Below are 24,937 nucleotides of genomic sequence, written 5' to 3' on the forward strand. Positions count from 1 at the left end.
ACCGGTTAGACAATTTTAAACTTCAAGAATCGATGCAAAGATACGAATTTTTGTGGGATTTTAACTACTTTTTTACAAAAATCTATATTTCACAAGGCTTGTGAAAAGGTTTTTGTTGATTTTTCTATCATATTATAGTCACATATTGCGTCTTGCAAAATGTCATAGTGGTCAAATGTCAGATGTGGCAAGTTCGACAGTGTGTCATCATTTGGCTTTAGCATCTACATCCTGGCCTGTGACATCCATAGGCTCATCAATTACCGCAAGATATACAGTGACAATGCTATCTCTTGGGGCACATGGTTCTGACTGTGCTTTAAATGGCTGATTTTTTTCTGGCGCGTAATTCAAAATATCCCAGAACATCTTTACTCTCGCGAAGTATTCTCGAATACTGGTAAGATAGGCTCTTCTTGATGTTGGCATCTTAGCGTTGTATGCTTGTATGTTCTTCACATCAAGGCCAAGGTGTTCTGCTTGATATATTGCTCGCTCGTTATGAAACTTTTGGGATATAATTGTAAAACTCTTCAATCCATACACCTTGTTTGCATTGATCACAGAGCATATAGTCCTAAAGCCTTTGCCATCCATAATAATTGCACTAGCTGGTACACCACGTGCTACTAGCGAATCCATCATACATTCAGGCTCATTGATGCCATCCAAACTATCCTCATCGCCACTAATTAGAATCTTCTCAATTTTCCTTGCTTTATACAACTGTTCTGCTGCATCAAGTCGATAAATGAAAAAATAGTTTGTAACCTTAGTCAACCGAGCCTGTGGAGTTGTTCCTAACAATAATCCTACTTTTGCAGGTCTTATGCTGTCTATCTCAGAAAAAGCTTTGCCGTCTGCATTACCAACAACAATTCTATTGCAAATCAACATAATACCGATACATAAAACGATCAAGGCACAGGTTATTATAAATAGAAACTTAACTACTTTTCTCATAATTATGTTTAATCCACAATTTGTTTTATCCATTTTGGCAATTTTCCAAAACTATCCGGGAAATGATTCTTCGTTTGATACAATAATATACCAGTAATAACCAATAAAACAAACAGACCTATCGCAATAAAAGGTATAGCTCGCCAAATTATACATGATACATTCACAATTACATTATTACTGGAATCTGGCAAAATCAAGAACACCAAAACCCATATTAATAGACAGATTTTAGCTATCCGATAAAATTTCGTGTCACCATATTGAATCCCTTTTGGCGATTTCTTTTTATACCCCATAACTCTAGTAAATATATGTTTCTGTTTATGTTGTGATGTAGATTGATTTTTAACATGACAAATCTCGATATCATTTTTTTATCATTAAATATGAAATATCTTTTACCTCCAAATTCTTCACATGTATAATAAAAAACAAAGTGTCTTCTTTGTAAATACTAACTCTTTCTGTATTAGTATTAATATCATAATCTTTAAGAGGCAATTTGATAACATCATCAACTTGCAGGTGAGTGTTAAGATATGGTGTATACACTATTGTCCCCATCTTGTCTCTTTTGTTTCCTGACCAGAAGCACATTACTTTACCTTCTTTAAAATAATACAATGGATTATGATTATCTTCATCTGAACTTTTCATATATATGTATTCATTGGGCTCTCCAACTATTGCACATAAATCATTATAGTACATATCAGGTTTGATTCCTCTGAACATAGTAGTATCACAGAAAAGACCAATCTCGATGTCCTTAACTACAATTTTCGCACTATTATCACAAGATGTAATGAATAGTAGTACAAAAATTAATAATAGGCTTCTTATGCTAATCCTCATTTTTCCAAGTCAATCTTCTTTCTATTGAGATTTCCTTTTAATAAGTAAGCTCCGGCGATTGCCATAAGGCCTAAATATAAGGGTATTGCCGGAGTAGCAGCATATCCATATGCCCAGCCATAAGCATATCCATATGCACAATTACCTCCCCACGCGCCACTATCTGTATCACTGCCATAATCAGAGCCAGAAATACAATTCCAACTTTCAGGGAAAGATTCAAAGCCAATCTCTGCGCCAAATAAGTTAAATATAAATATAAAGACTCCAATAACGGGTGGAATTAGAAAAATAATACCAAGTTTTGCTTCCCAGTTCAACCTCCAATAATCTTTTGGCAAATTGAACAACCATTTCCATAATGATTTAAATAAAGAATTCATACGAACACTCATACCTATCTATTTTTTTACTGAAAGAAAAACACTATCATTGTTCAAATTGGATACTATTAATTATTTCGTCAATAGGAACTTCTTCTTTTACATTATACCATGCACTGAGAACACAGTATTTATGCATCTTATAGTTATAAACGACAGAAAAATCCCAAAAAAACTGAGGTTCAGATTGGAATTTTTCTATTTTTCTATAACATTTCCCTGCATTTATATCAATGACTTCATCAGTTTTTAATTCATGAGGATAATTTGTCATTGCGCTATCTTTACTTTGAAACCACATTTCTTCAAAATCAGTGTTCCTAAAAGTAGCTGCTAATCCACTAATTATACGAATTTCATAAGATGATTTTTCCTTTTTATCAGTTATAACAAGCACTTTTCCACCATCTTCAACATCAATAAACTCGTGTTTAGTGCCTTGGGGTAATTTTAGAATATACAATCCGTCTGTTATTTCGTTCTCATTCAATTTGTTTTCGTCAATTACATACGATGTAGAATCGACATCTGAGAGATCTATATCGTCAACGACAGAATCCCGTGAATAAGATGGAGGGACAATAGTACTCAAAATAAACATACTTATAGGTACAAATAATAAAGTCCCAATAATTAATTGGTCATTTTTACATAAGGCCCTTTTCTCTACAGGGAAAAATTCATTGATATATTTTGAATACTTGAAATATAACAGCCATAATACTCCGACTATCAAGCCCCATAGAACTCTAATCGAGGGCATCTCATTATAATTAAAATCTTGCAATATTTTGATAAGATTAATCACTATAGAAATCCACAAATACACATTTGCTAAACCAATGGCATTGGGTTTCTTTTTAACTATTGCCCAAAATGTATAACCGCAAAGGCTACACATGCTTATAGCATAGGAAATTACATATGCCAATAATGGAAAGTTGTAGCTATCCCAATTCTGAGATACTGCTATCCATGTTTGGAAAAATGTATATATACCACTTATGGCGACACCACACAGAAAGAGCAACAACCAAATAGACACACCTTTGCCTTTCTCCTGATGTTTTTTCTTCTCTTCTTCTTGGGCTATGATGGTATTTACCATCTCTTCATCATAATCAATATGAGATTTCAGTTTCTGCTGTACTAATTCTACAAAACCAGGTGCATAATCCACCTTATTAGCAAGGATTTTTGCCAACTCTTCAATACTCTTGTTTGCTATTTCCTTTTCCCAATCTTGTTCAAAAGGATTCTTCTTTTCTGTTTCCATATTGAATAGTATTAATATAATTAAACATATTCTCTACACTTATCCTCCACCCAGTTGATTCACTCATTCGTTCATCAGTTGGCCCGACGATATCATAGGCTGGTTTAACGGATAGTTTTACGAAACACCAACCAAGGTATAATGCTGGTCCATTTCTTATGAGGGTAAAGGGCCGGGACGCCAATATCAAAACGAATACCATCACGATTTCTATAATAAGAGTAGCAATCGGCTCCACCTGTGATATAAATAGCGTCAATAAAACCATATTCACGGAGAGCATCTGCGAAGTCCCATAGGGTTTCCTTGTGGCGCGTTGCAATGAAGTAAAGCTGATCGCCGATGCGACCAATAGCTCGACGCTCTACCTTACCATGTAGAAAAAAACGACTGGGAATCGTACCGTTACTGACAAGGATGAACTGGCGAAAGAAAGAGCCACCTTGTTCTAGAACGAAGTCCTTAACTTTCTCGCTACGCGATATGCCAATGACGCTATTGTTGCCCAACATAGCCATATAGCCAAGGCGATGTGTGTCACTTTGGTATTCTTTACCATCAGCGACAAGAGAACCAATGTAAGTGCTATCAGCTTTATGGTCTGCCGAACGGCAGTAGAGATAGACGGAGGTGTCAGCAGTGTCTGGCTCCTCGAACTCGATGGAGGCTTTCAATCCATGAATAGCATAAAAGTCCATCGCAACTCCAAGTATGCTATCGCTAGTCATCACAACCTCAGGTTTTCCCTGCGTGGCTGGCCGCTGAAGCTTCTCGATATTTTGCTCTGGTGTGACAGAAACTGTTATACCGATGTTATAATAGTAATTCCAGAAATAATAGCCAGCGAGGACAGCAATCATCAAACAACCAACAGCTATCAATGCAAGGAATCGCTTCAGCCACTTCTGTTTTTGGGAAGGGACAATAACCTTCGTCACAGACTCTTTTGCCTGCGGCTGCTCATCTCGTTCGATAATGATGATGGGCACTTCTGGTTTCTGCATATTTATATCATCCATTGTCTACCCCTTTCTCGTTTTCTAGTAATTCCTTCAGCTGCTTTAGTGCCTCGCGAGACACGCCAATGGGTTTGATGTCGCTCTTTATCTGCTGGCCAGAGAATATAAGTATCTGTTCTGTGAGATTAATGACATGAATATAGCGCTTGTTGACGATGAGACTTCTCCCAACACGGGCAAACATATTGTTTTGCAACTGTTGGAACACCTCGTCAAAAAAATGAAGTTGGAATGTCATCTTACGACTTTTGCCATTGGTCAGTACAAGGTCAGAATAGTTGCCATCGGCACGGACATATACAATCTCATCCGTGGCGACTCGCACCAATTCGGTGCTGGTAGATATTCTGAGCCATTCCATACACTAACTGGTTTAATTTTGCAAATATACACATAATTATTGAAAGTAATGAGAAATATACATCATTTTTAACTTAGTTTACCGACACCACCCATCACTTACGTAAATGGTATCTCCTTTAAGAGGAATAAAGACTTGTATATAATCACCATCCCAGTCATTAACCATTTCCCCATCTAATTCTACTTGACGGATATGTGTGCCTTTGGTCCTGTCAATAGGTCTATCGGGATAAATAAAGTAGTGATAGCCAAATGAATCTTTGCTCCAACAGCAGGAGTCTTTTTTGCATACTGTCCTAAGTTCAAGAAAGAAATCCTTTTCCAAAGGCTTGTTCGGTACAAACTTAATGGCTGTCTCACAAGAGCTGAAATCATCATGCCAGGATGAGTCTACGGGTGTAACTTCAGGGAATTCGACTCCTGTTATTCTCTTAAGATCTACATTTGTACGATAAGGAATCGATTGGGGAATTCCTTTTTCTGTCTGAAACATTGAGTACATTATCAATATGCATAAGGCAATACAATAGATTAACATCATGCATGGAGAGATTATAAACAAAAGCCAGCTCTTAATAGGACCAAATCTCTTGGGGTGAAGAATCAACGGGAAAGGGAATAAGCTCCAATACAAGAAAAACTTTGCCTTTTCGTTCCACTTCCCTTGCACAACTCGACGAATCGTTAATACTATGATGCCGATCCAAATTATCAAAAAACATCCAAAAAGTCCCATGTTGTTTCAATACCCTATGATTTACTGACAAAATTCCAAAGCAGCAAGGGCTTCTTCTCTTTGTTGACAAGTGACCACAGATAATTCATTCCCCTTGAAGAAACAGTAACGCATCCTTTACAGCTGGCACGATGAAGAGGAATATACTTTTTCCAACACCACTTGTCTACCCAATAAGAACTATGAATCATCAACCCTCTTGCGTAAGAAGACTGATTATCCAAATCCATTCCCTTTAGTCGAAAGCTGCGTTTAAGGCTATTGCCATGTTCTTTAGTGATCCAAAATCGTCCCAAGGAAGAGCATTCGCTTCCGGGCTTATTACTAAAAACAGGTCGTTCGTCAGTACTTCCACCTCCAGGGCCGTGCATCACATAAGTACTGGCAACAATCTTTTTCTGATGGAAATCCCAGACGAACAGGCGTGGTGTGCCAGATGGGATGCCATAGTCCACAAATAGGGCATAGTGCTCATTCATATTATGACGCTTTGCAAAAGCTAAAGCCTTCTCCGCACGTTCCTCAATCGTTTTGTATTCTCTGCGATCAGGCCATTCAGGCAGTCCATAATATTTCCATGCCCAGTGTAAGCCAAAGATACTGATGGCCAAAAAGAGCATCAAAACAATCGTGGCGCAGCCCCATTTCTTTTTTCTTCTCATTCCTCATTTTCTTTTGATACTGCTGTGAGTACCGCAATGGATACACACAGCAGTATGATTTCCACATAGACCATCATAGATATTGGTTGACTAACCTTTTGATAAGCCTTGTCACTTCGCCAATAGACGCTTTCTTGTAGAGTTTCCCTTCAACTTTGTCCACCACTTCAAAGTTTGTAGACTTGATTTTCGAGGCATCGCTCATGTTGTAGTCACTAGCATTGCAAGGAGAATAAACCTCGCACTGTATCCCACTCTTCTTGTAGTAGATGGTCAGTGTACGTCCATCATTAAACTGCGTTGTCTGTTTTACCACAATGTTTGCTGGGACTTGTGCCGTTACGCTCTTTTTGTTAGATTTCGCACTAACCGGCGTTGATGCCATCATGCTCATGAGCACAATCATCAAGGAAAATAATAACTGCTTCATAGATACTTCTTATCTCGTTTGACAATGCAAAATTAATATGTTTGTTCAATCTGGAGAAGAAAAAAACGCAGGTCTGTATGAACCTATGGGATTATTGTATGAGTCATTATATTTTGAGCACACTGCTACAGTATGAGCATAACGCATTCTTACCTTTGTATCGAGGATGCCCTTTGGCCGCTTGCATTAAGCATGAAGGATTGTCCTTGGGGCAATGGTTATATGTGAAGTAAGTGTGAATGAACTCATGGCATACTACCTTCCAAAAATCTTTTCTGTCTTTTACCCTGAATGTTGAAGCCACACAGGCGTTGCCTGGAATAAGGCTCAGTCCTTGTACGCCCCAATCCTTCTTGCCATGTATGCTGCAAGAAATGTCCTTATGAGTCAATCCTATATATATGTTATGCTTGTTGGCATCTGCCGCCATTGAATGTATCATTTTCTCTGCTCTATACCTTGTCTTAGCATCGTTCATTAGTGTATCAGACAGTGGCAACGAAGGGTGTACTTCATAGTCCAATTCCACACCAAATATCTCTTCGATTTTTTTTGTTAGTTCTTTCCCCAACTTGTCAGCCTCTCGTTGGCTGAAGTTACCATATGGTTGGAGGTGTATCGTTGGAGGACATAAGCACTTGGCTTCGATCTCACCATAAAGCCCGTTGCCTTCACCACGATTCTTGGAACAACTTGCCGTACATATTACGGCACATAACAAAAGTATATCTATTTTCAATCTCATAGTCATATTTCAATTCGTGATTATCCTATTAGAAGTGTTTCAAATCTGTGGCTTTATAATGGAATACGGAGAGTATCAGATTGTCAGCGTCCTCATCCAACATAAACCATGGAGAACGGAAGGGATTCTCAAAATTCCGCATTACATGGATTTCACGCGCTGGGGTGTTCCCTTCTGCCAGAAGATATGCTTTCTTGCCCTTTTTGTTGGTTGCTACATCAACTACCATTACTGCATGACCGTATTGCTGACCGTAACGGGCAGGATAGACAAACACATCGCCAGGCTGCATATCGGCCAAGCGTCTCGTAGTCATCTCCCGACTCAAAGAGAAGGTGCTGGCAACTCCATAGAGATTCCTCAGATAACGCTCAAAAGACCTGCGAGAGCTACCACCTCCATAGCTCATCGTCTTCCCATTTACATTCTGAAATCTGATACGGCCATATTGTCTTGTGTTAAAGAGGTATTCGGCTCTCAACCGCATACATACGTCTGCACACTGCTCTGCATTCGACAGCAGCGGCAAATCTATCACGGCATAATTCAACGATTGGAACCGTGCTTCACCACCAGTATAGAGCTGAACTCTTGAACCTCTTCCTTTCAGCGGAAGGCTCCGCAGGAAGTTCGTATAAGTCACATCGTCGCCACTAATACGCTCATATCCCCATGGCTCTGGAATGTCACCAATGGTCTGATAGTTGTTGGGATTGCTTGTTTTACTGCCATAGAGAATCCATATGGCAAATCCACCAACAACCATTATTGCCAGGAGTGTTCCCACAAATGTCCATTTAAGAATCTTCTTCATCTTCATTTTTATTATTTTGATGCAAAAATAGCCATATTATGACAAACAAGAAAGAAAATCCCACCACGTTGTATGAACTGGCGGGATTAATGTATAAGTTATACGGCTGAATCTTTACTATTCCAAATATTTACTCAGTAATCTCTTATTTTCGTCAGAAGCAGAATCTTGCATAACTACAGCTGTGTTGTTATTATGATTGGCAACTATGATGCTATAGCCTTTGTCCGTAAGCAAAGGAGCATGGAGGCGTACCTCCATTTCTATACTCGATTCTGAATTTATCATGATTACTCCAGGATTGTCACTGCCGGCATCCATCATAGCCGCTTGTCTGTAACCATGAGATTTCATCTCTTGTATAACCCATCCTAAGTTTATTTCAAAATCATAAGGGTACTTTTCTCTAAAACAGCTTTCCAGCCCTTTCCCCAACAACCAAAATACTCCTTTGATGGTCTTAACGACTAGCCATATAAGAGTGATTGCACCAATACCCATCAAAATGATTTGGTAGATTTCCATTATTTGCAGTTTTTAGAATAGAAAATAGCAGATTATGACATTTACTCCTATGAGGATGAGATAGAAGAGTATAAATATGAGTAGGTTTACCATTTGATAAGTTGTATGCCACTTCTTGGCTAATAGCTGCAAATCCATTACACAAAGGTCAAACGCATCGTTGAATGGCAAGTGATAGTGTTGTAGCATCTTGATGAATGCATACACATAAGCTATTCCATATATTGCCAAAATGATGGCAAGGAAGAGCCAACCTACCGAGAATGACTCTAACAACTTGTAGATAGCTATTCCAAAGGGAGCCAGTCCTGACAATGCTAAAACAGCACCCTGTACCCAGAGGTTGAACACTACAGAGATCTGCTTGTAGGTAAGTCCGAAGAGCTTACCTAACAAGAGCAGGAATAATACGCACAATCCGAATGGCAACAATGCCAAGTCAATCCATCTGAATTTTCTTATCATCAAACTCATTATTTAATGATTAACTGTGATTTGCTTTATATATATGTACTGGGGATAATGCCCCAAAACAGTGAGAGTGACCGGACAAATCCATATTTCCCGGGTGAATCCTTCAAGTCCATTAACCTTGTACGTAGCTCCTGCAAACAGACCAGAAAACTGCTTTACACATTCGAAATAGCCCATCATACTTGTTAGCTTCTTCTTTGACGGACGAACAAGTACGCTTACGCGATTTTCTTTCTTTGTATCAAGAAAGGACAGGAGATGGTTGGATCCCGCTACCATTGCTAAATTGTAGCGATCACCTGGCCAAGGCATGTCGATGTACCAAAGTTTATCCTCTGGCACATAGACAAATGTGAGGTCATACACTTTACGACGAAAGCCGCAGATTCCTTTTGCATAAACCCATGCGAGTTTAGCATACATGATTGTACGATTAAACATATGAACAAGATTTTGTGAATCGCTTCTGGGAGTCTCCCAAATGCGGCTGCAAAGTTACAACTATTTTTCGAAATCTCCAAATCATATCAATCGTCTGACTATCAATCAATTGACTGTTTGGCACAGTTTTTGCTGTTTTCGGACTTTGGCGTAAAAATCAGTTTACTTGGGCATTTTCTTCTTGTTCTCTGAGCTTGGCCATTTCGCTGCTAACCATGTGATGGGCGGTAAAAAAGTCGCCTAACTCATTCCTCAGATAACCTTCCAAATTTGGCATCTGAGGTATGAACGGGAAAATTGACTTGCAATGAACATCGACAGTATTTCCTTCTTCATTGATAGTATAGACTGTCATAGTCGCACAATTGAGATTGGCATGATTAACCGCCTTTCTTAATCTGGAGAACTCGTCAACGTTATACAATTCTACATGTCCCCAATAAGTATCCCAAATGCGCACATAAAAACCCTCATTTGTAGCACTGGCCACAAAGTTCTCACCTTGATATCCGAAGGAAATATATCCTTCGTCTGGATCAATCTCATACTGGCATCCCATCTTGGTAAGTGTTTCTAAAAACAGATCTTTGGTGCCTTTACTTTCTTCTTCAGGTTTATCCTCAATTAATTTCAAACTTGATTCGACCTCTTTTATTTTACTCTCAATATATTCTGATCTGGCACACTTCTCATAGAATTGATGAGCATTAAGATAGTATTCATAGGCCTTGATATTATCATCTGTCAGGTAGTACATATATCCCATATTATTGTACGCCTCTGCAGTGTCAGGATGTTCTAAGCCAAATATTTTCTCTGTGACATTCAAACTCCGTTCACAATAATCGATGGCTCCTTGATGATCATCCATTTTAAACTTCAACCATGCCAATGCCATATATGATGCAGCGGTATTAACATGCTCAGGCCCTAACATTTTCTCACTTATCTCCAATGACTTTGTAAAATAGTCTGATGCTTGCGAAAGGCCTCCAATATTATAGTGCACGAATCCTATGCCTGTATATATGATTGCGGTTTCCGGATGATTCAGACCCAATACATTTTCATAGATTCTTACTGCTTTAGAGCAATATTCTAATGCATTAGAATTGTTGCCCATATAATAATAAGACAATCCAACGCCATGATATGCAATCGCTGTTTTACGATTTTCAATACCCAAGGTGCTTTCATAGATCTTTAACGCCTCTAAATAGTTTTCCAAGGCATTAGAATAGTCTTCTTGTTTCGTCAAGAGCATTCCGATGTTCGAATATGACTCTGCCATACTGGGATGGTTTGTACCAACAACCTCTTCGCAGATAGCCTTTGCCTTTTGAAACAGCTCTGATGCTTTGTCATAATGGCCTCGGAAAATGTAAACAAGCCCAGTGTCATTGTAAGATTCTGCAGTATCAACATGTTTTTCGCCATGGATTTTCTTACGAATTTCCAATGCCTTCATGTTATATTCTAAAGCTTTCGGATAGTCACATAGGTTTCTGAGCGTTTCTCCGATTTCATGATAGGCCGAAGCTGTAGCAGAATGCTCCTGTCCGTATAAAGATTCACGTAGAGTTATCAAGTCTGAATATTTGGACAACGCATCTTTATATAGGCCGTAATCTAAGAAGAACTTTGCAGAATCGGCCAATAATGACTCGTAACCCTTGTCCTCCAAGCCACCTTCTGCAGCTATGTTGTTTGCTTGTTTATAAATATCAGCAGCTCTATGAATTCGTTCATCAACAGGAACTGCAGAATCACTCATTACGGTTTTAGCCAGAGACTGTAAAGCCTCTACTTGTTCATTGATACCTTCTTTTTCTCTCATAAAGTATTTTTTACTGTTGAAAATTCCCATATTCTTAGCATTAGTCTACCTATATCAGAAGAATGCATCAAGCACTTTTTCGAAGATGTCATTGGGTGAGACCCGGTTAAAGAGATTCATGCATGTCTGGAGTTTCAGCACATCGATGCTGCTACCCATAATGGCATCTATATCCCGTTGACCTTCATGGGCGAGCAAAGCCTCGGAGATTTCCCGAAGTCGTTTGCCAAGGACGGGATGGGCAAGATATGCACGAGCTTCGTCAATGCCATCAAGACCATAATACTCTGAATTATAGCTGTGGCCAAGCCCTTTTTGCTGAGGAAAGATATACCAGATCCAATGTCCGCGCTTGCGTCCATTCCGGATATCGTCAAGGGCATCAGCGTAGTCAGCAGCCTGTGCTGTCAGGAATCGATCCAAGTCATATTCCTTTGCTGATGGCTCTCCGATAATATCCCAGAAAGTGGCGGGAAGAGTAACATTCTCCACATCGCGGCAGCATTCAAAGAGTGGTGCTACCTCACCTATAGAATAACCTGCTATGCCGCAACCGATCTCCGTAACCAAAAAGCGCTTTTCTGGGTTAGCATTTGCAAAATCGCAGAATTCCTTGACATATTCGCCCATGACTCCAAGTCCACTCATCGATGGGATGGCATAGCTTTTCCCCTGTAGGCCATTGCCTTGTCCCATAATGGCACCAAAGTTCTCATGTGCAGCTTTGGCGGCTCCACCATAGTGTAGGCCCTGTTCGTTTGAGCCAAACACGAACACTTCGTTTGGTGCTAAGCGAGTAATCACATCTGGTGTGATGCGAGTATCTGGATTATTAGGAGAAGCTTCGAGTTTCTTCAATTCCTCGGCTTGCACTATCTCAACCTGCTTTTTCCATTCCACCAGAAAATCCTTCATGTTGAACTTCACGTCATCCAGCTCTTCTTTTTTGAAGATACCACTCTTAGCCACATATTCCCTGATTTTCTTTTTGAGGGTAGCCTCAGTCTTGAAAACCGCCAGTTTCTTAGGGTCAGCCTTAAAAGAGAAAGACTTTCCGGTCTTTTTCCCGTTAACTGTTTCAAACTTGATTGCTGTAATCTGAATTTCCATATGCTTAAGATCTATTATTGTAAAACAAAGAAAGGACTGCGCCATAATGGAGAACACCTTCGGGCGTCAGGTATAACATCGTACCGTTCTTTTCAATGTAATGGTTGTTTAGCAAGAAGCCCAACTCCTTTTCAAATACTATATCAGGATCTAAATGAAGAATATTCTCCATCACAGACAAGTCGAACATTCCGCAGTAGCCACTGATGGCTACATATTTTGAAAGAAGCTCTCTTGGCGGAAGTTTATAAGAGTCACCATCTTTCTCAAATGTCTTCTTAGAAAGGCATGATTTCAGCGACTCACCATTTTTCCCGATGTTATACGAAAGTCCGGTATCGTTTTTACTCTGTGCTGCAATACCGAATCCCTTATAGGAGCCATTCTTCATCATGCGATGCTGGAGGTATGATGACAAGCCATTGTCACCAATCAACGAGAATGTATTCATACCAAAGCGACCTTTATATCCCAGTCCTATTATCAAATCATAGAGGTACGAATACTGCTCAAAACGTTGCTCAGCAGTCGCAATAGGATACCTGTTTAACATATTTGTTCGCAGTTCATAAACAGTAAGGTGTTCGGGCATTAATCTTTCCACGACCTTCATTGTTGCTTTCATTTCTTCTTTCGTCTGATGGACAAACCCATACATAAGATCCAGGTTGATGGTGCTGATGCCCTGCTCTCTACAGATGTGGAAGATATCAGCCATCCTTTGTGTTTGTCCATTATCCCTGTTGTTATCTCGCAGAAAGGTGCAATTCGTGCTCTGCAATCCGAAGGAGATTCGGCTGAAGATATCAGAATGTTCGCTAAGGATTGCTATCTTGTTCTCGTCAATTGTATTAAACGTCGCTTCTATACTGCCCTTAAAGTCTTCTGCCATTTTGATACGTCTCACATATCTGGCAGCCATATTAATAAGCATCGCAAAGTTTTCAGTGCTTAAGGCTGTCGGAGTGCCACCTCCGATATCAAATCCTCTCAAAATGGTTTCCCCTGTGACAGATTGCCCCATGAACTCACGCACATCGCTGTCAACGATATCCAGATATTCACGTTCTACCGAATCTGATGTCTTTTTATACTTGACGTATTCGCAATATCTGCACAAACTTTGGCAGAAAGGTATGTGTATGTAAAACGACAAGTCATCGACATCATCAAACGACAACGTATCTGATACCTTCCATGTACTCCAGTCTGAAGGATGCAATGGATAGGAAGTGTTATAATCGCTTATTTCTTTTCTGGTCTCAAATAGTTTCTCCGTCTCTGTCATTCTTAGTATATTATATTGTTATCGTGAAACCCTTGCCTAAGATACTGGCCGTCGAAGACAACCGACGATTTACAATAGTTCGGGTTCATATAATTACGCATATAGATTTCCACCATTTTGCCATCTCTGTTATAGAGATAGTTGCTGCATTTGCAATTCTTTCCTCTGTTCTTGGATTTGGTAAAATAGACGTGAGGAATGCTGTCAATCCGTATCTCTTCAAGATCAACGAAATGTTCCTTGCAGTATTGGTTGACAGGCATAAGGCCGACAAATCCGATTCTGGGAATACCAATATCAATTGTCTTGTCGAGCATCTTCCTGGCTTCCTCGGGTGAATCTATATACCCCTTGATGAGGTTACAACTCAGATTCAGTTTGTCGATGTCTATACCTTCAAATTCTATTGCCTTTGAAGGTATGTGGCAGTTGTATATGTCAGAGAGAACACTCATGTCATAATGGTGCATGGAAATAGAGATGGAATCGAAACGTGCTATGCGCATCATTTCCTGTGACTTTGGCAGCAAGCCATTCGTGTTCAAATGTAAGTGGATGGGCTTATATTTGGGTGATGCATTGAGTTTCTCTATGATTCGGTTCACTGTTTCCGGCACGACGGAAGGTTCACCTCCAGTGATGTTCAATCTGTTTAAGATAATGCGCTGATTGAATATTTCATCAATACATTCAAATAGTTTATCCACATCAAACAGATGTCGCTCCTGTGTGTGAACGGCATTTGAGCAGAAAGAACAGTTCGCATTACATGCATTCGTCACCTTGACGAAAAGATTAAGGCTTGGAGGAATGGGAACTCCCATGGAGTCCCCGTTCCTGCATCCCATGCGTTTAATCAGGATGTTACGACCAAACAGTTTATACTCAATCATTGATGAAGTTTAATCCTCTGTCCTTTTATCAATAATTCTCTGAAGTAATGCCTGCTCGTACCTATACGGATAACGATTGGGGCCTTTACCTTCGCCACAAGATTCTATGTACTTCCTCTCGTTCTCTACCGCTACCAGAACTGGCCCGTAAAAATCTTCTGTATTTGGGAAAAAGACCTCAGGATGGCAAGGCCCGTCGTCAGAATAGTGAGCATCCACTAACGCTTCAAATCCCATTTCCTTTCTGCACGTCTGATACTCGTCAATCATCTTTTTCTGAAGTTTCTCGTTATCGAGAACGCCATTTCCATCCGATACATATTCCCACAGGGATTCAAGAGCCCAGAAAAAGGCAAAATAGGGATACGCATGTCCACCCATAGGAAAACCGTAGAACATTCTATCATTGAGATAGCTTTTACTATGGTCTCCATCAGGTGTCTCTTCATTAAATATGTGTTGGCAAAAGTCTTCACGGATTTGTTCTACAGAGGTATATTTGCGAAAACAGTTGAAATACATCAGCAATCCAACAAATTTGAAAACGTCGCGTTGAGCCATTACTCTTTCAAACTTGTCATCCTTATCGGTTGTGATGCTTTCAAGAAGCTTTTCTCTTAGTGCATCACAATCAAGTTGACCATCACGGAAAAGGCTCTCATCATTCAACAATCCAGCCTTAATACGCTGCCGCGTCAACTCCCCGATCGTTCCCCGTTTCATATATCTGTCCATGATAGGGGCCATTCCTTCAAACACTTCTTTAGCAGATTTGAAATGTTTTTCCTCGTTGAGCACCTTAATAATATCGCAGAGAGTTTGCACTTGACCATATTCCTCTTGGGTGGAAGAACGTAGCGATGTAAATTGTTTTTGTTCCATATTCATTTATTTTAAGTTTCTATTGTTCGTATCGTCTATACTATAATACCAAATCTCGCAAAAAAGTAACCAATTACAAATCATTGCCACCTGTATTTGTTCTTGATCTGTCTAAAAACAGGAATGTCTGAAACTGAGTCAAATAATAGGATGCTTGATCTGAACTTGATAATGTCATCACCGAATATCTCGTAAGCAGAATACTTGTTGTTAAGTACCTCCTCAGAGATTTCAACAAGATGGTGTCTTAATACGGGGTGGTTAATGTACTGGTAGGCTTCTAATCGTCCATTGATGCCATAAAATAACGCTGGGCGACTATGAGTTCCTTTAATACCTGCCATTTGTGGGAAGATATACCAGATCCAATGAGTTCTCTTACATCCAGACTTGACTTCTTGGAGTGCTTGGGCATAGGAGCTGACTTCGTCACCCTCGTTAACACCTCGGCCTGCACCATCGTGAGCATTCAGAAACCTCCTTAGATTAGGGCATCTTTCATTAACAATTGACTCTATGAAAAGATTATCTTGACCTATCTGACTATCAAGCCAATTCATCAATTGATGCGCTTCAAGACAGCCTAATAGGGCGAACTCTATCAGACTTGCCCTAAGAATTCTGATTTTATTGCTATCATGTATCTTTGAAGCGATGTCTTGTTGGAGCAATGACAAGCACCAAGGCTTATAGCAATTGTTCATGAAATCGTCGTCAATACTCAAAGCCATAAACCCGAATCGAGTTAAGACGAAAACATCATTTGCATTTTGTGTCCCTTCATACACAGGGAATAGAGACAACAGCTCCGCCAAATCATTTTTTGTTTCTGTTTTACGCTTCAAGGATATAAAGGCTTTATAGTCTTCATATAGCTTGATGTCATGTTCCGTTTTTGGAAATCTGTTATATACAAAGTCCTTGTCTATCTTATTCATATATTCCTAATAAGATCATTTCCAGCCATACTTCCTTAATACCTGTTTGAAAACAGGTTCATCAGAGATAGAGGCAAACAAGAGCATGCATGTGCGCAGTTTCATCACGCCCAAATTGCTGAAGATTTCAAATATCGGCTTGTCTATTTTCAAAAGAACCTGTGCTGCCTCAATTAGTCTTTCTCTCAATATCGGATGTTCGAAGTATGCTTTCGCCTCTTCACGTCCATCAAGTCCATAGAAATCAGTCAACTGACTAGTCCCTTTTCTTTTTAGCTGAGGATATACATATCTTATCCAGCATTCGAATCCAAGGTTGCCTTCCTGGATTTCTTTCAAAGCCAGTTCATACAAAGTGTTTTCACCTCTTTTACCGTCTTGTGCGGTTAAGAATCTTTGTAGATCTCCCATACGTTCTCAGTCTTTCAATCCAAGTTCCTTCATTTTGTCATCAGCCAGGTTCATGGGCTTTATCCACATGTAGTCGGGATATTGACCCAGCACGAAGAGAGTAACGGGACACAACCAGATGAAGCCTCCGAAGGAATTGGCAGCTACAAGGTCAACCTGATAGTGGGCGCCTCCGGTAATGCTGGAATCTTGCTTCTCTATTCGGAACCATCCTTTGGGCATCCTGTCAGAAACGATGTTTACGCAAACCTTGATTTTGGTGTGAGTTCCATCGTAAGAAAGTATCTCGCAGAGATCATCGGCTCCTTCCACCATCATCAGATTGTGGTGATCGAAAGGCCAGTCAGGGTAGTCCACATACCAACATCCATCGTCTTCTTTGGTAAAAGAGATGGTGTACTCGTCTTGACGACCAAAATACTTCTTCGACATCATCGAAGCTGCTTTCATCAAATCAGTAATTGAATAGTCCATTAATTGTTTATTAAGTTAAACCTCGCATTATATATTACCAAAAACTCAGAAAAGGTAAACAACTGAAATGTTAGAATTCCAGGCGGAAGCCTTTTTCTTTCATTTCGTTGTAACTCTCTGGGTTGAACTTATAGAGGAAAGCAATCTTCTTGTTGGGCATTGGCAGTGTCTCATCGAGCTGGGTCAGAATGCCAAGCTTCAGCATTTTATTGCAAAAGTTACGTCTGTCGAACTTGACACTGAGGATGGCCTCATACAGATGTTGCAGTTGGGTCATGGTGAATTTCTCCGGCAACAACTCAAAGCCAATCGGCTCGAAGTGAATCTGACGACGAAGCTCATTAGTAGCCTCTCGTAATATCAAGTCGTGGTCGAATGCCAGTGAAGGCACTTTGTCGAGTGGGAACCACTGTGCCTTTGCGGCATCATCGCCTGCCTTTACCTCGCTGATACGCACCAAGGCAAAGTAGGCAATGGTGATGACTCGCTCACGAGGGTCACGGTCCACACCAGAGAAGGCATGAAACTGATGGATGTAGGCATCCTCCAGTCCTGTTTCTTCTTTAAGTTCGCGTTTGGCACCTTGAAGGGCCGTCTCGTCCATTTTCAGGAATCCGCCAGGGAAAGCCCAACGTCCTTTGAAAGGCTCAATGCCTCGTTCTATCAGTAAGACATTGAGCTTTGTCCCGTCAAATCCGAAAATCACGCAATCCGTTGTGACACACGGATGCGGATATTTGTAATGATACTTCAGTTCTTCCATATATTGTCGTATTTAGTCGTTTATGCAGCCAGAGGCAGATTCTTAAAATCCGCCTCATTTTCTTTCATCATTTCTATCATCCTCCTTAACACTTTATTCTTTTTACTCTTTACACTATTTCCATTCCTATAACCAATTTTCTTCGCAATTTCCTCCATTTTACAACCATCCACATAATAACTCTCCAATATCATCCTATCCACTTCCTTCAACTTACTCCAGATTCTATCCAACTTCTCATATCTTTCATCCTCATTTCCTCTTTCATCCATCACATCAAAGATCTCCTCAATTCCCCTTTCATCATCCTCTCTCACTTCATAACCTCTTTTCATTATCCTATCCAAACTCTCTATATCCTCATTAACCTTTCTCAAATAATGCATCCCAATATTCCTACAAACCCTAACCAGATAACCAACCATACTCTTTTCCTTCAACTTAAACTCCTTATCCATCATCTTTCCCCACAACACCAAACATCCATCATTATAAACCTCCTCCAAATCTTCATACCTTAAACTCTTAAACCTTCCCATCAACCTCATCAACACATTCTCTCTTTCACCATCCACCACCTTATTAAATAAATAAGTACTCACACTAAGAAGTCCACTCTTTTCTTCCTTCAGAGTCAACTTCTCAACATTCTCATTCTCAAAACCACTTACCTTAATTCTTACTACCATACCCTTCATTTTTAATTATTGCGTAATATTTACGCTGCAAAAGTACAAAGAATATTTTATTCTTGCAAGAAAAATGCGTATTTTTTACGCAATTGATTACTTTTTTCTTCTTTTTGGCAATATATTATGCCCGCTTTTGGGTAAAATGTGATTTAAAATGGTGTTTTATGATGAAAATTAATGTGTATTCGGAAAAAAATGGTAATTTTGCTTCTAATTCGAAAATGAAGCCCATGATTATCATTGAGTCAAAGAAAAAGACATTGGAATCGCTAAAGGCTCAGTACCCTGATGCGATGATCATCGACGTGACGAGTCATGCCCAGGATGAATTCGTCAAGTTCAGTCCCTTCTATCCCAATGGTGGTATTCCAGTTCCGTTTACGGATGACATTGCTGTTTCTGTTGAAGGTATTTGGCAAGGACTGAAGGTTTTCGAGGATGCCGACGTAGACCCAACCTTTTTCTCGAAGCGCGACATGAAGAACCTAAAACGTACCGTAAGGAAGTTTGGTCCCTGTCTCGGACATCGAAAGGGCGTTCATGGTGAGGAACTCCTGGGATATATCGAGGCACGTAAGTTGATTTACCTCCCATGCTACAAGTGGGTGCTGGAGAATAAACTCCAAAAGTTGGTGGCTGCAGTACGTATCATCTCGAAGAACAAACCCGTTGTATTGCTTGACTACAACACTAACCCTGATGTCAACAATCCTAAGAAGCCTCTCTCGCATGCTTCGCTAATCAAAGCCTACATCGAGGGAAACTACCCAGAGTAATACCAAGTGCTCTCTATCTTTATCACTTTAATACGGGATGCCTTATTGAGCATCCCTTTTTTTATTCATTCACCCCAAATATCAAGCATTTATGAATAATTTAGAAGCATTAAACCTTAAAACAGACCAATGAAAGTATGTTAAGGAGCTAGATCCTAATGACATCTTTGAATTTTTGTTTTAGATCCCCATTTCTAAAAGACAAATATACTTCACAGTCATCCTTCTAACAACCGACGGGTAATGTTCAAGAACATCACTCGTCGGTTTTATTGTTTAATCAAATTGCTTAAAATTCGATACTTTGTAACAAATACCGATAATCGTTACTTGTTTGCTTTCCCCTCTGCTATGAAAGTATTGTCAGAGCCTGTTTAATACCATCCATCAAAGCCTGATCGTATGACTTGCGGGGATGGGTGTCACGGCTTAAGCCATCGGAAAGACGGATGAGTCGGCAATAATAATCACCTGTATTCTGGAAAAAAGTATCTCGGCAGATTAGTAATTCGAGATGCTTTTTTCGGCGTAGCCAATCTTGTACGGCAGATAATGTGGGAGCGGAATAGTATCTGGCTCCGCGTCCTCGTGTCTGTTTGGGCGCATTATAGTCCTTCAGTAGGAGTTCCTCACCATCGGCTGACTGTAGCTCTCCATCGAGATTATAGTATGATAAGGTGGGTTCCCTGAAACCCAACTTCCACAGCTGTCTCGCCATTACCTTATCTACTACTACCTGCTTAAGCATAACCTCGCATTTGGTCTGCAAAATTACGATTTTATTTTTGAATTGACGATGAAATGGAGGCTTTTTCGCGCATTTTCATGGATTTGAATCATGGTTATCGTTGTTTTGCATCTTTATCGCCTGACATCTCGCAGTTTTCCTTGTCAGGGTTATTCGGTTCTTAACACCTTTACGGGTGCAAAGTTAGCCGAATGCGCAATCCACCAATAACCAGTCGCTGGCTCCTTATTCAGAGGAATTTTCCGTAGCAGGCTTCCCAAATGCGCGTATTTGGGTATTCTACGGAAAATTGCACCGAATTTCTTGGTTTGGATTGCACGGTCATTCAGCACTTTCAGCACCGGTAAAGGTTAAACCGCGATAACGCAGACAATGCTAAAAAAAACTACGTGCCAGGCAAGATGAACCTGAACAAAATAAAAGGTTTCCCGCTCCTACGTAGGCAATAAAATCAAGACAAGCGATATGACGATTTGCTTAAATACATACACCCCCAACCGCTACCTCGGACACGCAAGCTTCGAGGCTCTGATGACCCACGACTACATAATCAATTTCAAGAGTGGCAGGTCGGCAGCACAGAAAAGGGCAGTAAGGGAGGTGTGTCTGGCTCTGAGTATGACCGATATGAAGAACGTGGTCTTCGCATGTGTTCCCGCCAGCTGTAACCGCACCAACACTCTTCGTTATCGCAACTTCGCCCAAATGGTGTGTGAACGCACAGGAGCAACCAACGCCTACGGACATATCATCATCAATGGCAAACGCTCGAAACTACATCGTAGCAAGACGCATATGGTATGTGATGCAGCCAACGAGGAGATTCACCTCGACCCCGACATGTTCAATGCTTCGGCCAAGGTCCTACTCTTCGACGATATTGTCAGCAGCGGCAAGAGCATGAGGGAGTTTGCCAAGCTGGTGGAAGAGACGGGAGCTAAGGTTATCGGTGGTATCGCACTCGGACACACGAAACATTATAAACACTAAAATATTCAAGATTATGCAGACAGCAGCAGTAAAAAGTCTCCCGATCAGTTCGTGGAGCATGGAGGACAGACCTTCAGACAAGATGATTGAGTTAGGGACAAGCGCACTCACGGACGCAGAACTTCTGAGCATTATTATTGGCTCGGGAACGCACAAGGCTTCAGCGGTGGACATCGCCAAGCACCTATTGGCAGACCATCAGAACAATCTCCATGAACTGGCTAAGGCTGAGTTCAACGAGATTCGCGAGACGGAGGGTATCGGCACCAGTACCGCCTGCCGCATCATGGCAGCCATCGAGTTAGGTAAGCGCAGACAAGCAGCACAATTAGGGGAACACCCCGACCTGTCAACGGCCTGTAGGGTACATCAGTTCATGCAGCCCTTTTGCCAAGACCTCAAAAGCGAGGAAGCCCACCTGCTCCTCATGAATCAGAACTATCGTCTTATCAAGCATATCAAGCTATCGCAGGGAGGTATCACGGAGACGCTGATGGACATACGCCTTATCATGAAGTACGCTGTTACCAACAATGCCACCATCCTCACCGTCGTTCATAACCACCCCTCGGACAATCCGCGTCCCAGCCGTGTGGATGACGAGATAACCAAGTCCATCAATAACGCCTGCAAAGTGATGCGCATCCACTTCTGCGACCATGTGATTGTATGTTCCCAAGAATATTACTCGTATCGTGAGAACGGCAAGCTATAGGAGGCCCGACAGTTGGCTGCTCACGAGGTGGCCAACTGTTAAACTCCCTCATTTTTGTGTTAAAACCGAGTAATGCAACTGATATTATGTCTAACTTTGCGATTTTGCTAATTAAAAACGAATGAACTATGAGAAAGATTTTTGTGATTCTGATAATGGCTATCACGCTGTCAGCAAGTGCCAAGAAGTATGTGTCGGGTAGCCCATGGCCGGCAAAGGGCTATAAACTCTCCACATGGGTGACACCTATGGAGTACACTGCCATTGAGGTGCAGCGGTTCGACAAGTGTGATGTCTTCTACCTCAAACTCGTACCGCTTGGGGCAAAGAACGGCGAGTTCTGCTTCCTCCCTATCAGCTATGAGGTGGCCGACAGCATCCTAATGTTCACCTGCACCGACGAGTACCTGCCTAAAAAGGCCGAACGCAAGCAATGGATAAGGGAGTTCCTGAAGGCTACGGGCATCCAGCATCCCATGAACCAAACGGAATGGACCTGGTACAAACCCCGTCGGCAGTACATCAACCGAGTGACCTACAACTCCTCTGCTTACTGGAAGAAGTTCGATGCCAGCGAGGCATGGCTCAGCTATTGCAACCAGCGAGGACTCGACCCGAAAACGGGTGACAAGCGCAAGCAGGTGTCAGCCGAAGGTATGATGGCCTTCATGCAAGCTGTCCGTTCCGTTCTTCCCATCATGGCGGCTGGTGCGAACAACCGGACGCTCTACGACAAGATTGTGACAACAGGAGGCTATTGACCTCCTGTTTTTGTTGTATGGCCATCCTGTCATAACGGAAGAGCTGGTATTTACGGATGAGTTGCTCACATAGCTGGACGTAGTCCTTGGCGGTGGCATAGCCAGCAGCCTTCAAGGCCACAAGCCAGTGGTGATAGTCGGTCGATGAATAACTTCTGCAGCGTTTATAACGGTCTGTCATCAACAGTCGCGAGTGATGGTCGATGCTCTCCTCGACGGTGGCATAGTTACAGAACTTCTCTTTCGGCTTGTCATCGTCATGAAGGCTATACGGTCTGCCCTCGGCCAGCCACTGCGGACTACACTTGATACCGAAATAGTTATTGCCCTTACGTGCTAAAGCCGACCGTCCCCAGTCACTCTCGAAAGCCATCTGCGCCAGTGTCACCGAGGCAGGGATGCCGTAACGCTGCTGTTGCTCCATGGCAGCAGGGGCATATTGGGCAAGGAACTCCGATCGGCTACTCCGGCTTAAGCTGTCCACGTCACCCAACAAGGCTGCAAAGGCCTCTCCCCTCACCTGCCTTATATATAATAATAATGTATAGGGGTCTGTCATCTGACCTTTATAACGGCAGGTGATATGCAGATGGGCACCCGTTGATCTTCCGCTATTACCCGTCACCCCCACCACTTCGCCAGCCAACAACTGGTCTCCCTCACTCACGGCCACCTTCGAGAGATGGCAGTAGCTGACGGTATAGTCACCATGACGTATCGTGACAAAAACTCCTGAGCGGTTGTCGGAACCCGTCTTCACCACCTCGCCATCGAACATGGCATATACCTCCTCGTAATATGCCTGCAGGTCCAGCCCGCTATGGGTGGACTTCTGGCCGGTAAAGGGGTCCTTCCTCGCACCGTAAGGCGAGTTCACCTTGATGTTCTTCAACGGGTAGGACACGCTGAGATAGCGCTCCACCCAATACTCCCTGTCCTCTGTCTGGGCCTGTAACCACAAAGGCAGACAGAGCAGTGCTAATCCTATTATCAGTGATTTCATTTTCATAACCGATGCAAAAGTAACGGTTCCCCATCGAGCCAGGCTCAAAATGAAAAAGTATTGCGGTTATTAACCTTTACACAACCAGAAAAGTTACGAAAACGTTAAAAACCGGGATAGAATTTTCAGCCGCCATTCATGTCGTACAGAATATCTACCTTTGCGGCCAGATTCAAAAACTCAAGTAGAAAATGGCAAAAATCGAACATTTCACAGCAGAGGAGATTCCTTATGAGATCCTTGCAAAGTTTGGTCTCACTCACGAGATGATTGACGACCTCCCCCAGAACGTGATGCTGCGCCTGCTTTCGTCGCGCGCCACACCAGTATTACCTATTATCACCGAGAATGCCGAAGGACAGCTGATACAGAGCTTTGCCCGTATCTCCCTGGTCCGTCTCGCCGATGATACCATCGATGTGTGCTTCGCTCCAAAGTGGGTCGATGAAGACCTGGAAGAGTTCAGCATCGCCCAGCAGGAACTGTTGAAGGCCGGTAATGTCACCGTAGCGGATATGAACGGCAAGGGCCGCTGCTTCGTACAGTTCGACGAAGCCATCAACCAGGTGATGGCCGTACCTGAGAGCATCATCTGCCAGAACATCTCCATTCTGAAGCGTAACTTCAACCTCTCTGATGCTGACAAGGCCATCCTGGAGGATGGAGGTATCATCGAGATGGAAATCAACCACCAGATTATCAGTGCAGGTATCGACCTGAATGATGAGACAGGCATACGCATGGCCAATGGTGATGTCATCGCATGGCGACAGGATGCCAAGGCCGACAGCCTTCCACGATATAACTTCGGACTCTTCGGCTGTTGGATTGCCGACGAGGATAACACTCTCAGCTATGTGGCTGAAGAAGACTATGACGAAAAACTGCTGTCTGAGCAGAAGCGTGCACAGTCGATGCATGCTGCTGAAGCACAGCTACGCCAGCTGAAGATTTGATTATACATATT

31 protein-coding genes are annotated in these 24,937 nt (G+C 41.7%); 5 read left to right on the forward strand and 26 right to left on the reverse strand.

Translation table 11 applies throughout. The annotated features are described in order from the left end of the window. Positions 1–207: 207 nt before the first annotated feature. The 24 genes from BUB86_RS03195 to BUB86_RS03315 all read right to left on the reverse strand — a co-directional run bounded on the left by BUB86_RS03195 (position 208) and on the right by BUB86_RS03315 (position 18,974). Positions 208–996 carry a vancomycin high temperature exclusion protein gene (locus BUB86_RS03195; RefSeq protein WP_073205272.1) on the reverse strand — a complete coding sequence of 263 codons (789 nt, stop codon included), beginning with the start codon at positions 994–996 and terminating at the stop codon, positions 208–210. A 336-nt stretch (positions 997–1,332) separates the two neighbouring features. Further along, entirely contained in the window at positions 1,333–1,701 is a 369-nt protein-coding gene (locus BUB86_RS03205; RefSeq protein ID WP_175549393.1) for a hypothetical protein, read from the reverse strand. A 116-nt stretch (positions 1,702–1,817) separates the two neighbouring features. Next, the gene (locus tag BUB86_RS03210; protein WP_073205283.1) at positions 1,818–2,216 is read right to left on the reverse strand and encodes a hypothetical protein; all 399 of its coding nucleotides are present in this window, start codon (positions 2,214–2,216) and stop codon (positions 1,818–1,820) included. A gap of 34 nt (positions 2,217–2,250) precedes the next feature. Then, positions 2,251–3,480, reverse strand: coding sequence for a hypothetical protein (locus BUB86_RS03215; protein WP_073205288.1), 1,230 nt, complete (start codon positions 3,478–3,480; stop codon positions 2,251–2,253). A 104-nt stretch (positions 3,481–3,584) separates the two neighbouring features. After that, a complete protein-coding gene (locus BUB86_RS03220; protein ID WP_139261353.1) occupies positions 3,585–4,484 on the reverse strand; it encodes a phosphodiester glycosidase family protein in 900 nt (299 codons plus the stop codon). A gap of 7 nt (positions 4,485–4,491) precedes the next feature. Further along, positions 4,492–4,860, reverse strand: coding sequence for a LytTR family transcriptional regulator DNA-binding domain-containing protein (locus BUB86_RS03225; RefSeq protein ID WP_073205303.1), 369 nt, complete (start codon positions 4,858–4,860; stop codon positions 4,492–4,494). 78 nt (positions 4,861–4,938) lie between these two features. Then, positions 4,939–5,355 (reverse strand): hypothetical protein, encoded by a 417-nt coding sequence (locus BUB86_RS17130; RefSeq protein WP_139261355.1) that lies wholly within the window; start codon positions 5,353–5,355, stop codon positions 4,939–4,941. 257 nt (positions 5,356–5,612) lie between these two features. Continuing rightward, on the reverse strand, positions 5,613–6,260 hold the full coding sequence (locus BUB86_RS03235; protein ID WP_073205310.1) for a murein L,D-transpeptidase catalytic domain-containing protein: 648 nt from the start codon (positions 6,258–6,260) through the stop codon (positions 5,613–5,615). Positions 6,261–6,333: 73 nt separating this feature from the next. Then, positions 6,334–6,576, reverse strand: coding sequence for a hypothetical protein (locus BUB86_RS03240; RefSeq protein ID WP_139261357.1), 243 nt, complete (start codon positions 6,574–6,576; stop codon positions 6,334–6,336). A gap of 220 nt (positions 6,577–6,796) precedes the next feature. Beyond that, positions 6,797–7,435 (reverse strand): hypothetical protein, encoded by a 639-nt coding sequence (locus BUB86_RS03245; protein ID WP_139261359.1) that lies wholly within the window; start codon positions 7,433–7,435, stop codon positions 6,797–6,799. Positions 7,436–7,463: 28 nt separating this feature from the next. Further along, the gene (locus tag BUB86_RS03250; protein ID WP_254795082.1) at positions 7,464–8,249 is read right to left on the reverse strand and encodes a DUF4846 domain-containing protein; all 786 of its coding nucleotides are present in this window, start codon (positions 8,247–8,249) and stop codon (positions 7,464–7,466) included. A gap of 117 nt (positions 8,250–8,366) precedes the next feature. Beyond that, positions 8,367–8,774 carry a hypothetical protein gene (locus BUB86_RS03255; protein ID WP_073205324.1) on the reverse strand — a complete coding sequence of 136 codons (408 nt, stop codon included), beginning with the start codon at positions 8,772–8,774 and terminating at the stop codon, positions 8,367–8,369. A 12-nt stretch (positions 8,775–8,786) separates the two neighbouring features. Then, on the reverse strand, positions 8,787–9,239 hold the full coding sequence (locus BUB86_RS03260; RefSeq protein WP_139261361.1) for a hypothetical protein: 453 nt from the start codon (positions 9,237–9,239) through the stop codon (positions 8,787–8,789). 12 nt (positions 9,240–9,251) lie between these two features. Further along, a complete protein-coding gene (locus BUB86_RS03265; RefSeq protein ID WP_139261363.1) occupies positions 9,252–9,689 on the reverse strand; it encodes a DUF6717 family protein in 438 nt (145 codons plus the stop codon). A gap of 157 nt (positions 9,690–9,846) precedes the next feature. Further along, positions 9,847–11,556 carry a tetratricopeptide repeat protein gene (locus BUB86_RS03270; protein WP_081373063.1) on the reverse strand — a complete coding sequence of 570 codons (1,710 nt, stop codon included), beginning with the start codon at positions 11,554–11,556 and terminating at the stop codon, positions 9,847–9,849. A gap of 24 nt (positions 11,557–11,580) precedes the next feature. Further along, a complete protein-coding gene (locus tag BUB86_RS18215; protein ID WP_081373064.1) occupies positions 11,581–12,636 on the reverse strand; it encodes a DUF1810 family protein in 1,056 nt (351 codons plus the stop codon). Positions 12,637–12,640: 4 nt separating this feature from the next. Then, positions 12,641–13,924, reverse strand: a complete 1,284-nt coding sequence (locus tag BUB86_RS03280) for a radical SAM protein (protein ID WP_073205336.1) — start codon at positions 13,922–13,924, stop codon at positions 12,641–12,643. Positions 13,925–13,926: 2 nt separating this feature from the next. Beyond that, positions 13,927–14,817, reverse strand: a complete 891-nt coding sequence (locus BUB86_RS03285) for a radical SAM protein (protein WP_073205340.1) — start codon at positions 14,815–14,817, stop codon at positions 13,927–13,929. 9 nt (positions 14,818–14,826) lie between these two features. Then, on the reverse strand, positions 14,827–15,699 hold the full coding sequence (locus BUB86_RS03290) for a hypothetical protein (RefSeq protein WP_139261365.1): 873 nt from the start codon (positions 15,697–15,699) through the stop codon (positions 14,827–14,829). 80 nt (positions 15,700–15,779) lie between these two features. After that, the gene (locus BUB86_RS17920) at positions 15,780–16,637 is read right to left on the reverse strand and encodes a DUF1810 family protein (RefSeq protein ID WP_254795083.1); all 858 of its coding nucleotides are present in this window, start codon (positions 16,635–16,637) and stop codon (positions 15,780–15,782) included. A gap of 15 nt (positions 16,638–16,652) precedes the next feature. Beyond that, the gene (locus BUB86_RS03300; protein WP_073205345.1) at positions 16,653–17,048 is read right to left on the reverse strand and encodes a DUF1810 family protein; all 396 of its coding nucleotides are present in this window, start codon (positions 17,046–17,048) and stop codon (positions 16,653–16,655) included. A gap of 6 nt (positions 17,049–17,054) precedes the next feature. Then, complete coding sequence (locus BUB86_RS03305) at positions 17,055–17,522, reverse strand: DUF6717 family protein (protein WP_139261367.1); 468 nt, start codon at positions 17,520–17,522, stop codon at positions 17,055–17,057. Between the two features lie 70 nt (positions 17,523–17,592). After that, a complete protein-coding gene (locus BUB86_RS03310; RefSeq protein ID WP_139261369.1) occupies positions 17,593–18,285 on the reverse strand; it encodes an NUDIX hydrolase in 693 nt (230 codons plus the stop codon). A gap of 20 nt (positions 18,286–18,305) precedes the next feature. Next, on the reverse strand, positions 18,306–18,974 hold the full coding sequence (locus BUB86_RS03315) for an RNA polymerase sigma factor (protein WP_175549394.1): 669 nt from the start codon (positions 18,972–18,974) through the stop codon (positions 18,306–18,308). A 233-nt stretch (positions 18,975–19,207) separates the two neighbouring features. Between BUB86_RS03315 and BUB86_RS03320 the strand changes: the two genes are divergently transcribed. After that, a complete protein-coding gene (locus BUB86_RS03320) occupies positions 19,208–19,753 on the forward strand; it encodes a DUF6939 family protein (protein WP_073205476.1) in 546 nt (181 codons plus the stop codon). A 349-nt stretch (positions 19,754–20,102) separates the two neighbouring features. Here BUB86_RS03320 and BUB86_RS03325 read toward each other — a convergent pair whose 3' ends face one another. Beyond that, a complete protein-coding gene (locus BUB86_RS03325) occupies positions 20,103–20,501 on the reverse strand; it encodes a hypothetical protein (RefSeq protein ID WP_073205356.1) in 399 nt (132 codons plus the stop codon). 465 nt (positions 20,502–20,966) lie between these two features. Between BUB86_RS03325 and BUB86_RS03335 the strand changes: the two genes are divergently transcribed. From BUB86_RS03335 to BUB86_RS03345, 3 genes are all read left to right on the forward strand, one after another. Further along, a complete protein-coding gene (locus BUB86_RS03335) occupies positions 20,967–21,491 on the forward strand; it encodes a phosphoribosyltransferase (RefSeq protein ID WP_073205364.1) in 525 nt (174 codons plus the stop codon). 13 nt (positions 21,492–21,504) lie between these two features. Next, the gene (gene radC / locus BUB86_RS03340; RefSeq protein WP_073205368.1) at positions 21,505–22,206 is read left to right on the forward strand and encodes a RadC family protein; all 702 of its coding nucleotides are present in this window, start codon (positions 21,505–21,507) and stop codon (positions 22,204–22,206) included. A gap of 128 nt (positions 22,207–22,334) precedes the next feature. Beyond that, positions 22,335–22,967, forward strand: coding sequence for a hypothetical protein (locus BUB86_RS03345; RefSeq protein WP_073205371.1), 633 nt, complete (start codon positions 22,335–22,337; stop codon positions 22,965–22,967). Here the strand turns inward: BUB86_RS03345 and BUB86_RS03350 are convergent. Further along, a complete protein-coding gene (locus BUB86_RS03350) occupies positions 22,903–23,976 on the reverse strand; it encodes a glucosaminidase domain-containing protein (protein ID WP_073205374.1) in 1,074 nt (357 codons plus the stop codon). The genes BUB86_RS03345 and BUB86_RS03350 overlap by 65 nt on opposite strands. Before the next feature lie 185 nt (positions 23,977–24,161). Here BUB86_RS03350 and BUB86_RS03355 point away from each other — a divergent pair, with 185 nt between their 5' ends. Further along, positions 24,162–24,926, forward strand: a complete 765-nt coding sequence (locus BUB86_RS03355; protein WP_073205377.1) for a DUF4099 domain-containing protein — start codon at positions 24,162–24,164, stop codon at positions 24,924–24,926. Positions 24,927–24,937: the final 11 nt, after the last annotated feature.

This window comes from Xylanibacter ruminicola (assembly GCF_900142525.1).
GTDB classification, from domain to species: Bacteria; Bacteroidota; Bacteroidia; order Bacteroidales; family Bacteroidaceae; genus Prevotella; species Prevotella ruminicola_A.

Excerpts from the sequence above, each read along its gene's own strand:
- BUB86_RS03315 (WP_175549394.1), bottom strand. The coding sequence starts at position 18,974 with ATGGTAGTAAGAATTAAGGTAAGTGGTTTTGAGAATGAGAATGTTGAG.
- BUB86_RS03350 (WP_073205374.1), bottom strand. The coding sequence starts at position 23,976 with ATGAAAATGAAATCACTGATAATAGGATTAGCACTGCTCTGTCTGCCT.
- BUB86_RS03320 (WP_073205476.1), top strand. The coding sequence starts at position 19,208 with ATGATTATCATTGAGTCAAAGAAAAAGACATTGGAATCGCTAAAGGCT.
- BUB86_RS03310 (WP_139261369.1), bottom strand. The coding sequence starts at position 18,285 with ATGGAAGAACTGAAGTATCATTACAAATATCCGCATCCGTGTGTCACA.
- BUB86_RS03250 (WP_254795082.1), bottom strand. The coding sequence starts at position 8,249 with ATGAAGAAGATTCTTAAATGGACATTTGTGGGAACACTCCTGGCAATA.
- BUB86_RS17920 (WP_254795083.1), bottom strand. The coding sequence starts at position 16,637 with ATGAATAAGATAGACAAGGACTTTGTATATAACAGATTTCCAAAAACG.
- BUB86_RS03235 (WP_073205310.1), bottom strand. The coding sequence starts at position 6,260 with ATGAGAAGAAAAAAGAAATGGGGCTGCGCCACGATTGTTTTGATGCTC.
- BUB86_RS03355 (WP_073205377.1), top strand. The coding sequence starts at position 24,162 with ATGGCAAAAATCGAACATTTCACAGCAGAGGAGATTCCTTATGAGATC.
- BUB86_RS03255 (WP_073205324.1), bottom strand. The coding sequence starts at position 8,774 with ATGGAAATCTACCAAATCATTTTGATGGGTATTGGTGCAATCACTCTT.
- BUB86_RS03325 (WP_073205356.1), bottom strand. The coding sequence starts at position 20,501 with ATGCTTAAGCAGGTAGTAGTAGATAAGGTAATGGCGAGACAGCTGTGG.
- BUB86_RS17130 (WP_139261355.1), bottom strand. The coding sequence starts at position 5,355 with ATGTTTCAGACAGAAAAAGGAATTCCCCAATCGATTCCTTATCGTACA.
- BUB86_RS03305 (WP_139261367.1), bottom strand. The coding sequence starts at position 17,522 with ATGGACTATTCAATTACTGATTTGATGAAAGCAGCTTCGATGATGTCG.
- BUB86_RS03225 (WP_073205303.1), bottom strand. The coding sequence starts at position 4,860 with ATGGAATGGCTCAGAATATCTACCAGCACCGAATTGGTGCGAGTCGCC.
- BUB86_RS03335 (WP_073205364.1), top strand. The coding sequence starts at position 20,967 with ATGACGATTTGCTTAAATACATACACCCCCAACCGCTACCTCGGACAC.
- radC (WP_073205368.1), top strand. The coding sequence starts at position 21,505 with ATGCAGACAGCAGCAGTAAAAAGTCTCCCGATCAGTTCGTGGAGCATG.
- BUB86_RS03300 (WP_073205345.1), bottom strand. The coding sequence starts at position 17,048 with ATGGGAGATCTACAAAGATTCTTAACCGCACAAGACGGTAAAAGAGGT.
- BUB86_RS18215 (WP_081373064.1), bottom strand. The coding sequence starts at position 12,636 with ATGGAAATTCAGATTACAGCAATCAAGTTTGAAACAGTTAACGGGAAA.
- BUB86_RS03245 (WP_139261359.1), bottom strand. The coding sequence starts at position 7,435 with ATGAGATTGAAAATAGATATACTTTTGTTATGTGCCGTAATATGTACG.
- BUB86_RS03195 (WP_073205272.1), bottom strand. The coding sequence starts at position 996 with ATGGATAAAACAAATTGTGGATTAAACATAATTATGAGAAAAGTAGTT.
- BUB86_RS03290 (WP_139261365.1), bottom strand. The coding sequence starts at position 15,699 with ATGGAACAAAAACAATTTACATCGCTACGTTCTTCCACCCAAGAGGAA.
- BUB86_RS03210 (WP_073205283.1), bottom strand. The coding sequence starts at position 2,216 with ATGAGTGTTCGTATGAATTCTTTATTTAAATCATTATGGAAATGGTTG.
- BUB86_RS03270 (WP_081373063.1), bottom strand. The coding sequence starts at position 11,556 with ATGGGAATTTTCAACAGTAAAAAATACTTTATGAGAGAAAAAGAAGGT.
- BUB86_RS03345 (WP_073205371.1), top strand. The coding sequence starts at position 22,335 with ATGAGAAAGATTTTTGTGATTCTGATAATGGCTATCACGCTGTCAGCA.
- BUB86_RS03265 (WP_139261363.1), bottom strand. The coding sequence starts at position 9,689 with ATGTTTAATCGTACAATCATGTATGCTAAACTCGCATGGGTTTATGCA.
- BUB86_RS03285 (WP_073205340.1), bottom strand. The coding sequence starts at position 14,817 with ATGATTGAGTATAAACTGTTTGGTCGTAACATCCTGATTAAACGCATG.
- BUB86_RS03280 (WP_073205336.1), bottom strand. The coding sequence starts at position 13,924 with ATGACAGAGACGGAGAAACTATTTGAGACCAGAAAAGAAATAAGCGAT.
- BUB86_RS03220 (WP_139261353.1), bottom strand. The coding sequence starts at position 4,484 with ATGCAGAAACCAGAAGTGCCCATCATCATTATCGAACGAGATGAGCAG.
- BUB86_RS03205 (WP_175549393.1), bottom strand. The coding sequence starts at position 1,701 with ATGTTCAGAGGAATCAAACCTGATATGTACTATAATGATTTATGTGCA.
- BUB86_RS03215 (WP_073205288.1), bottom strand. The coding sequence starts at position 3,480 with ATGGAAACAGAAAAGAAGAATCCTTTTGAACAAGATTGGGAAAAGGAA.
- BUB86_RS03260 (WP_139261361.1), bottom strand. The coding sequence starts at position 9,239 with ATGATAAGAAAATTCAGATGGATTGACTTGGCATTGTTGCCATTCGGA.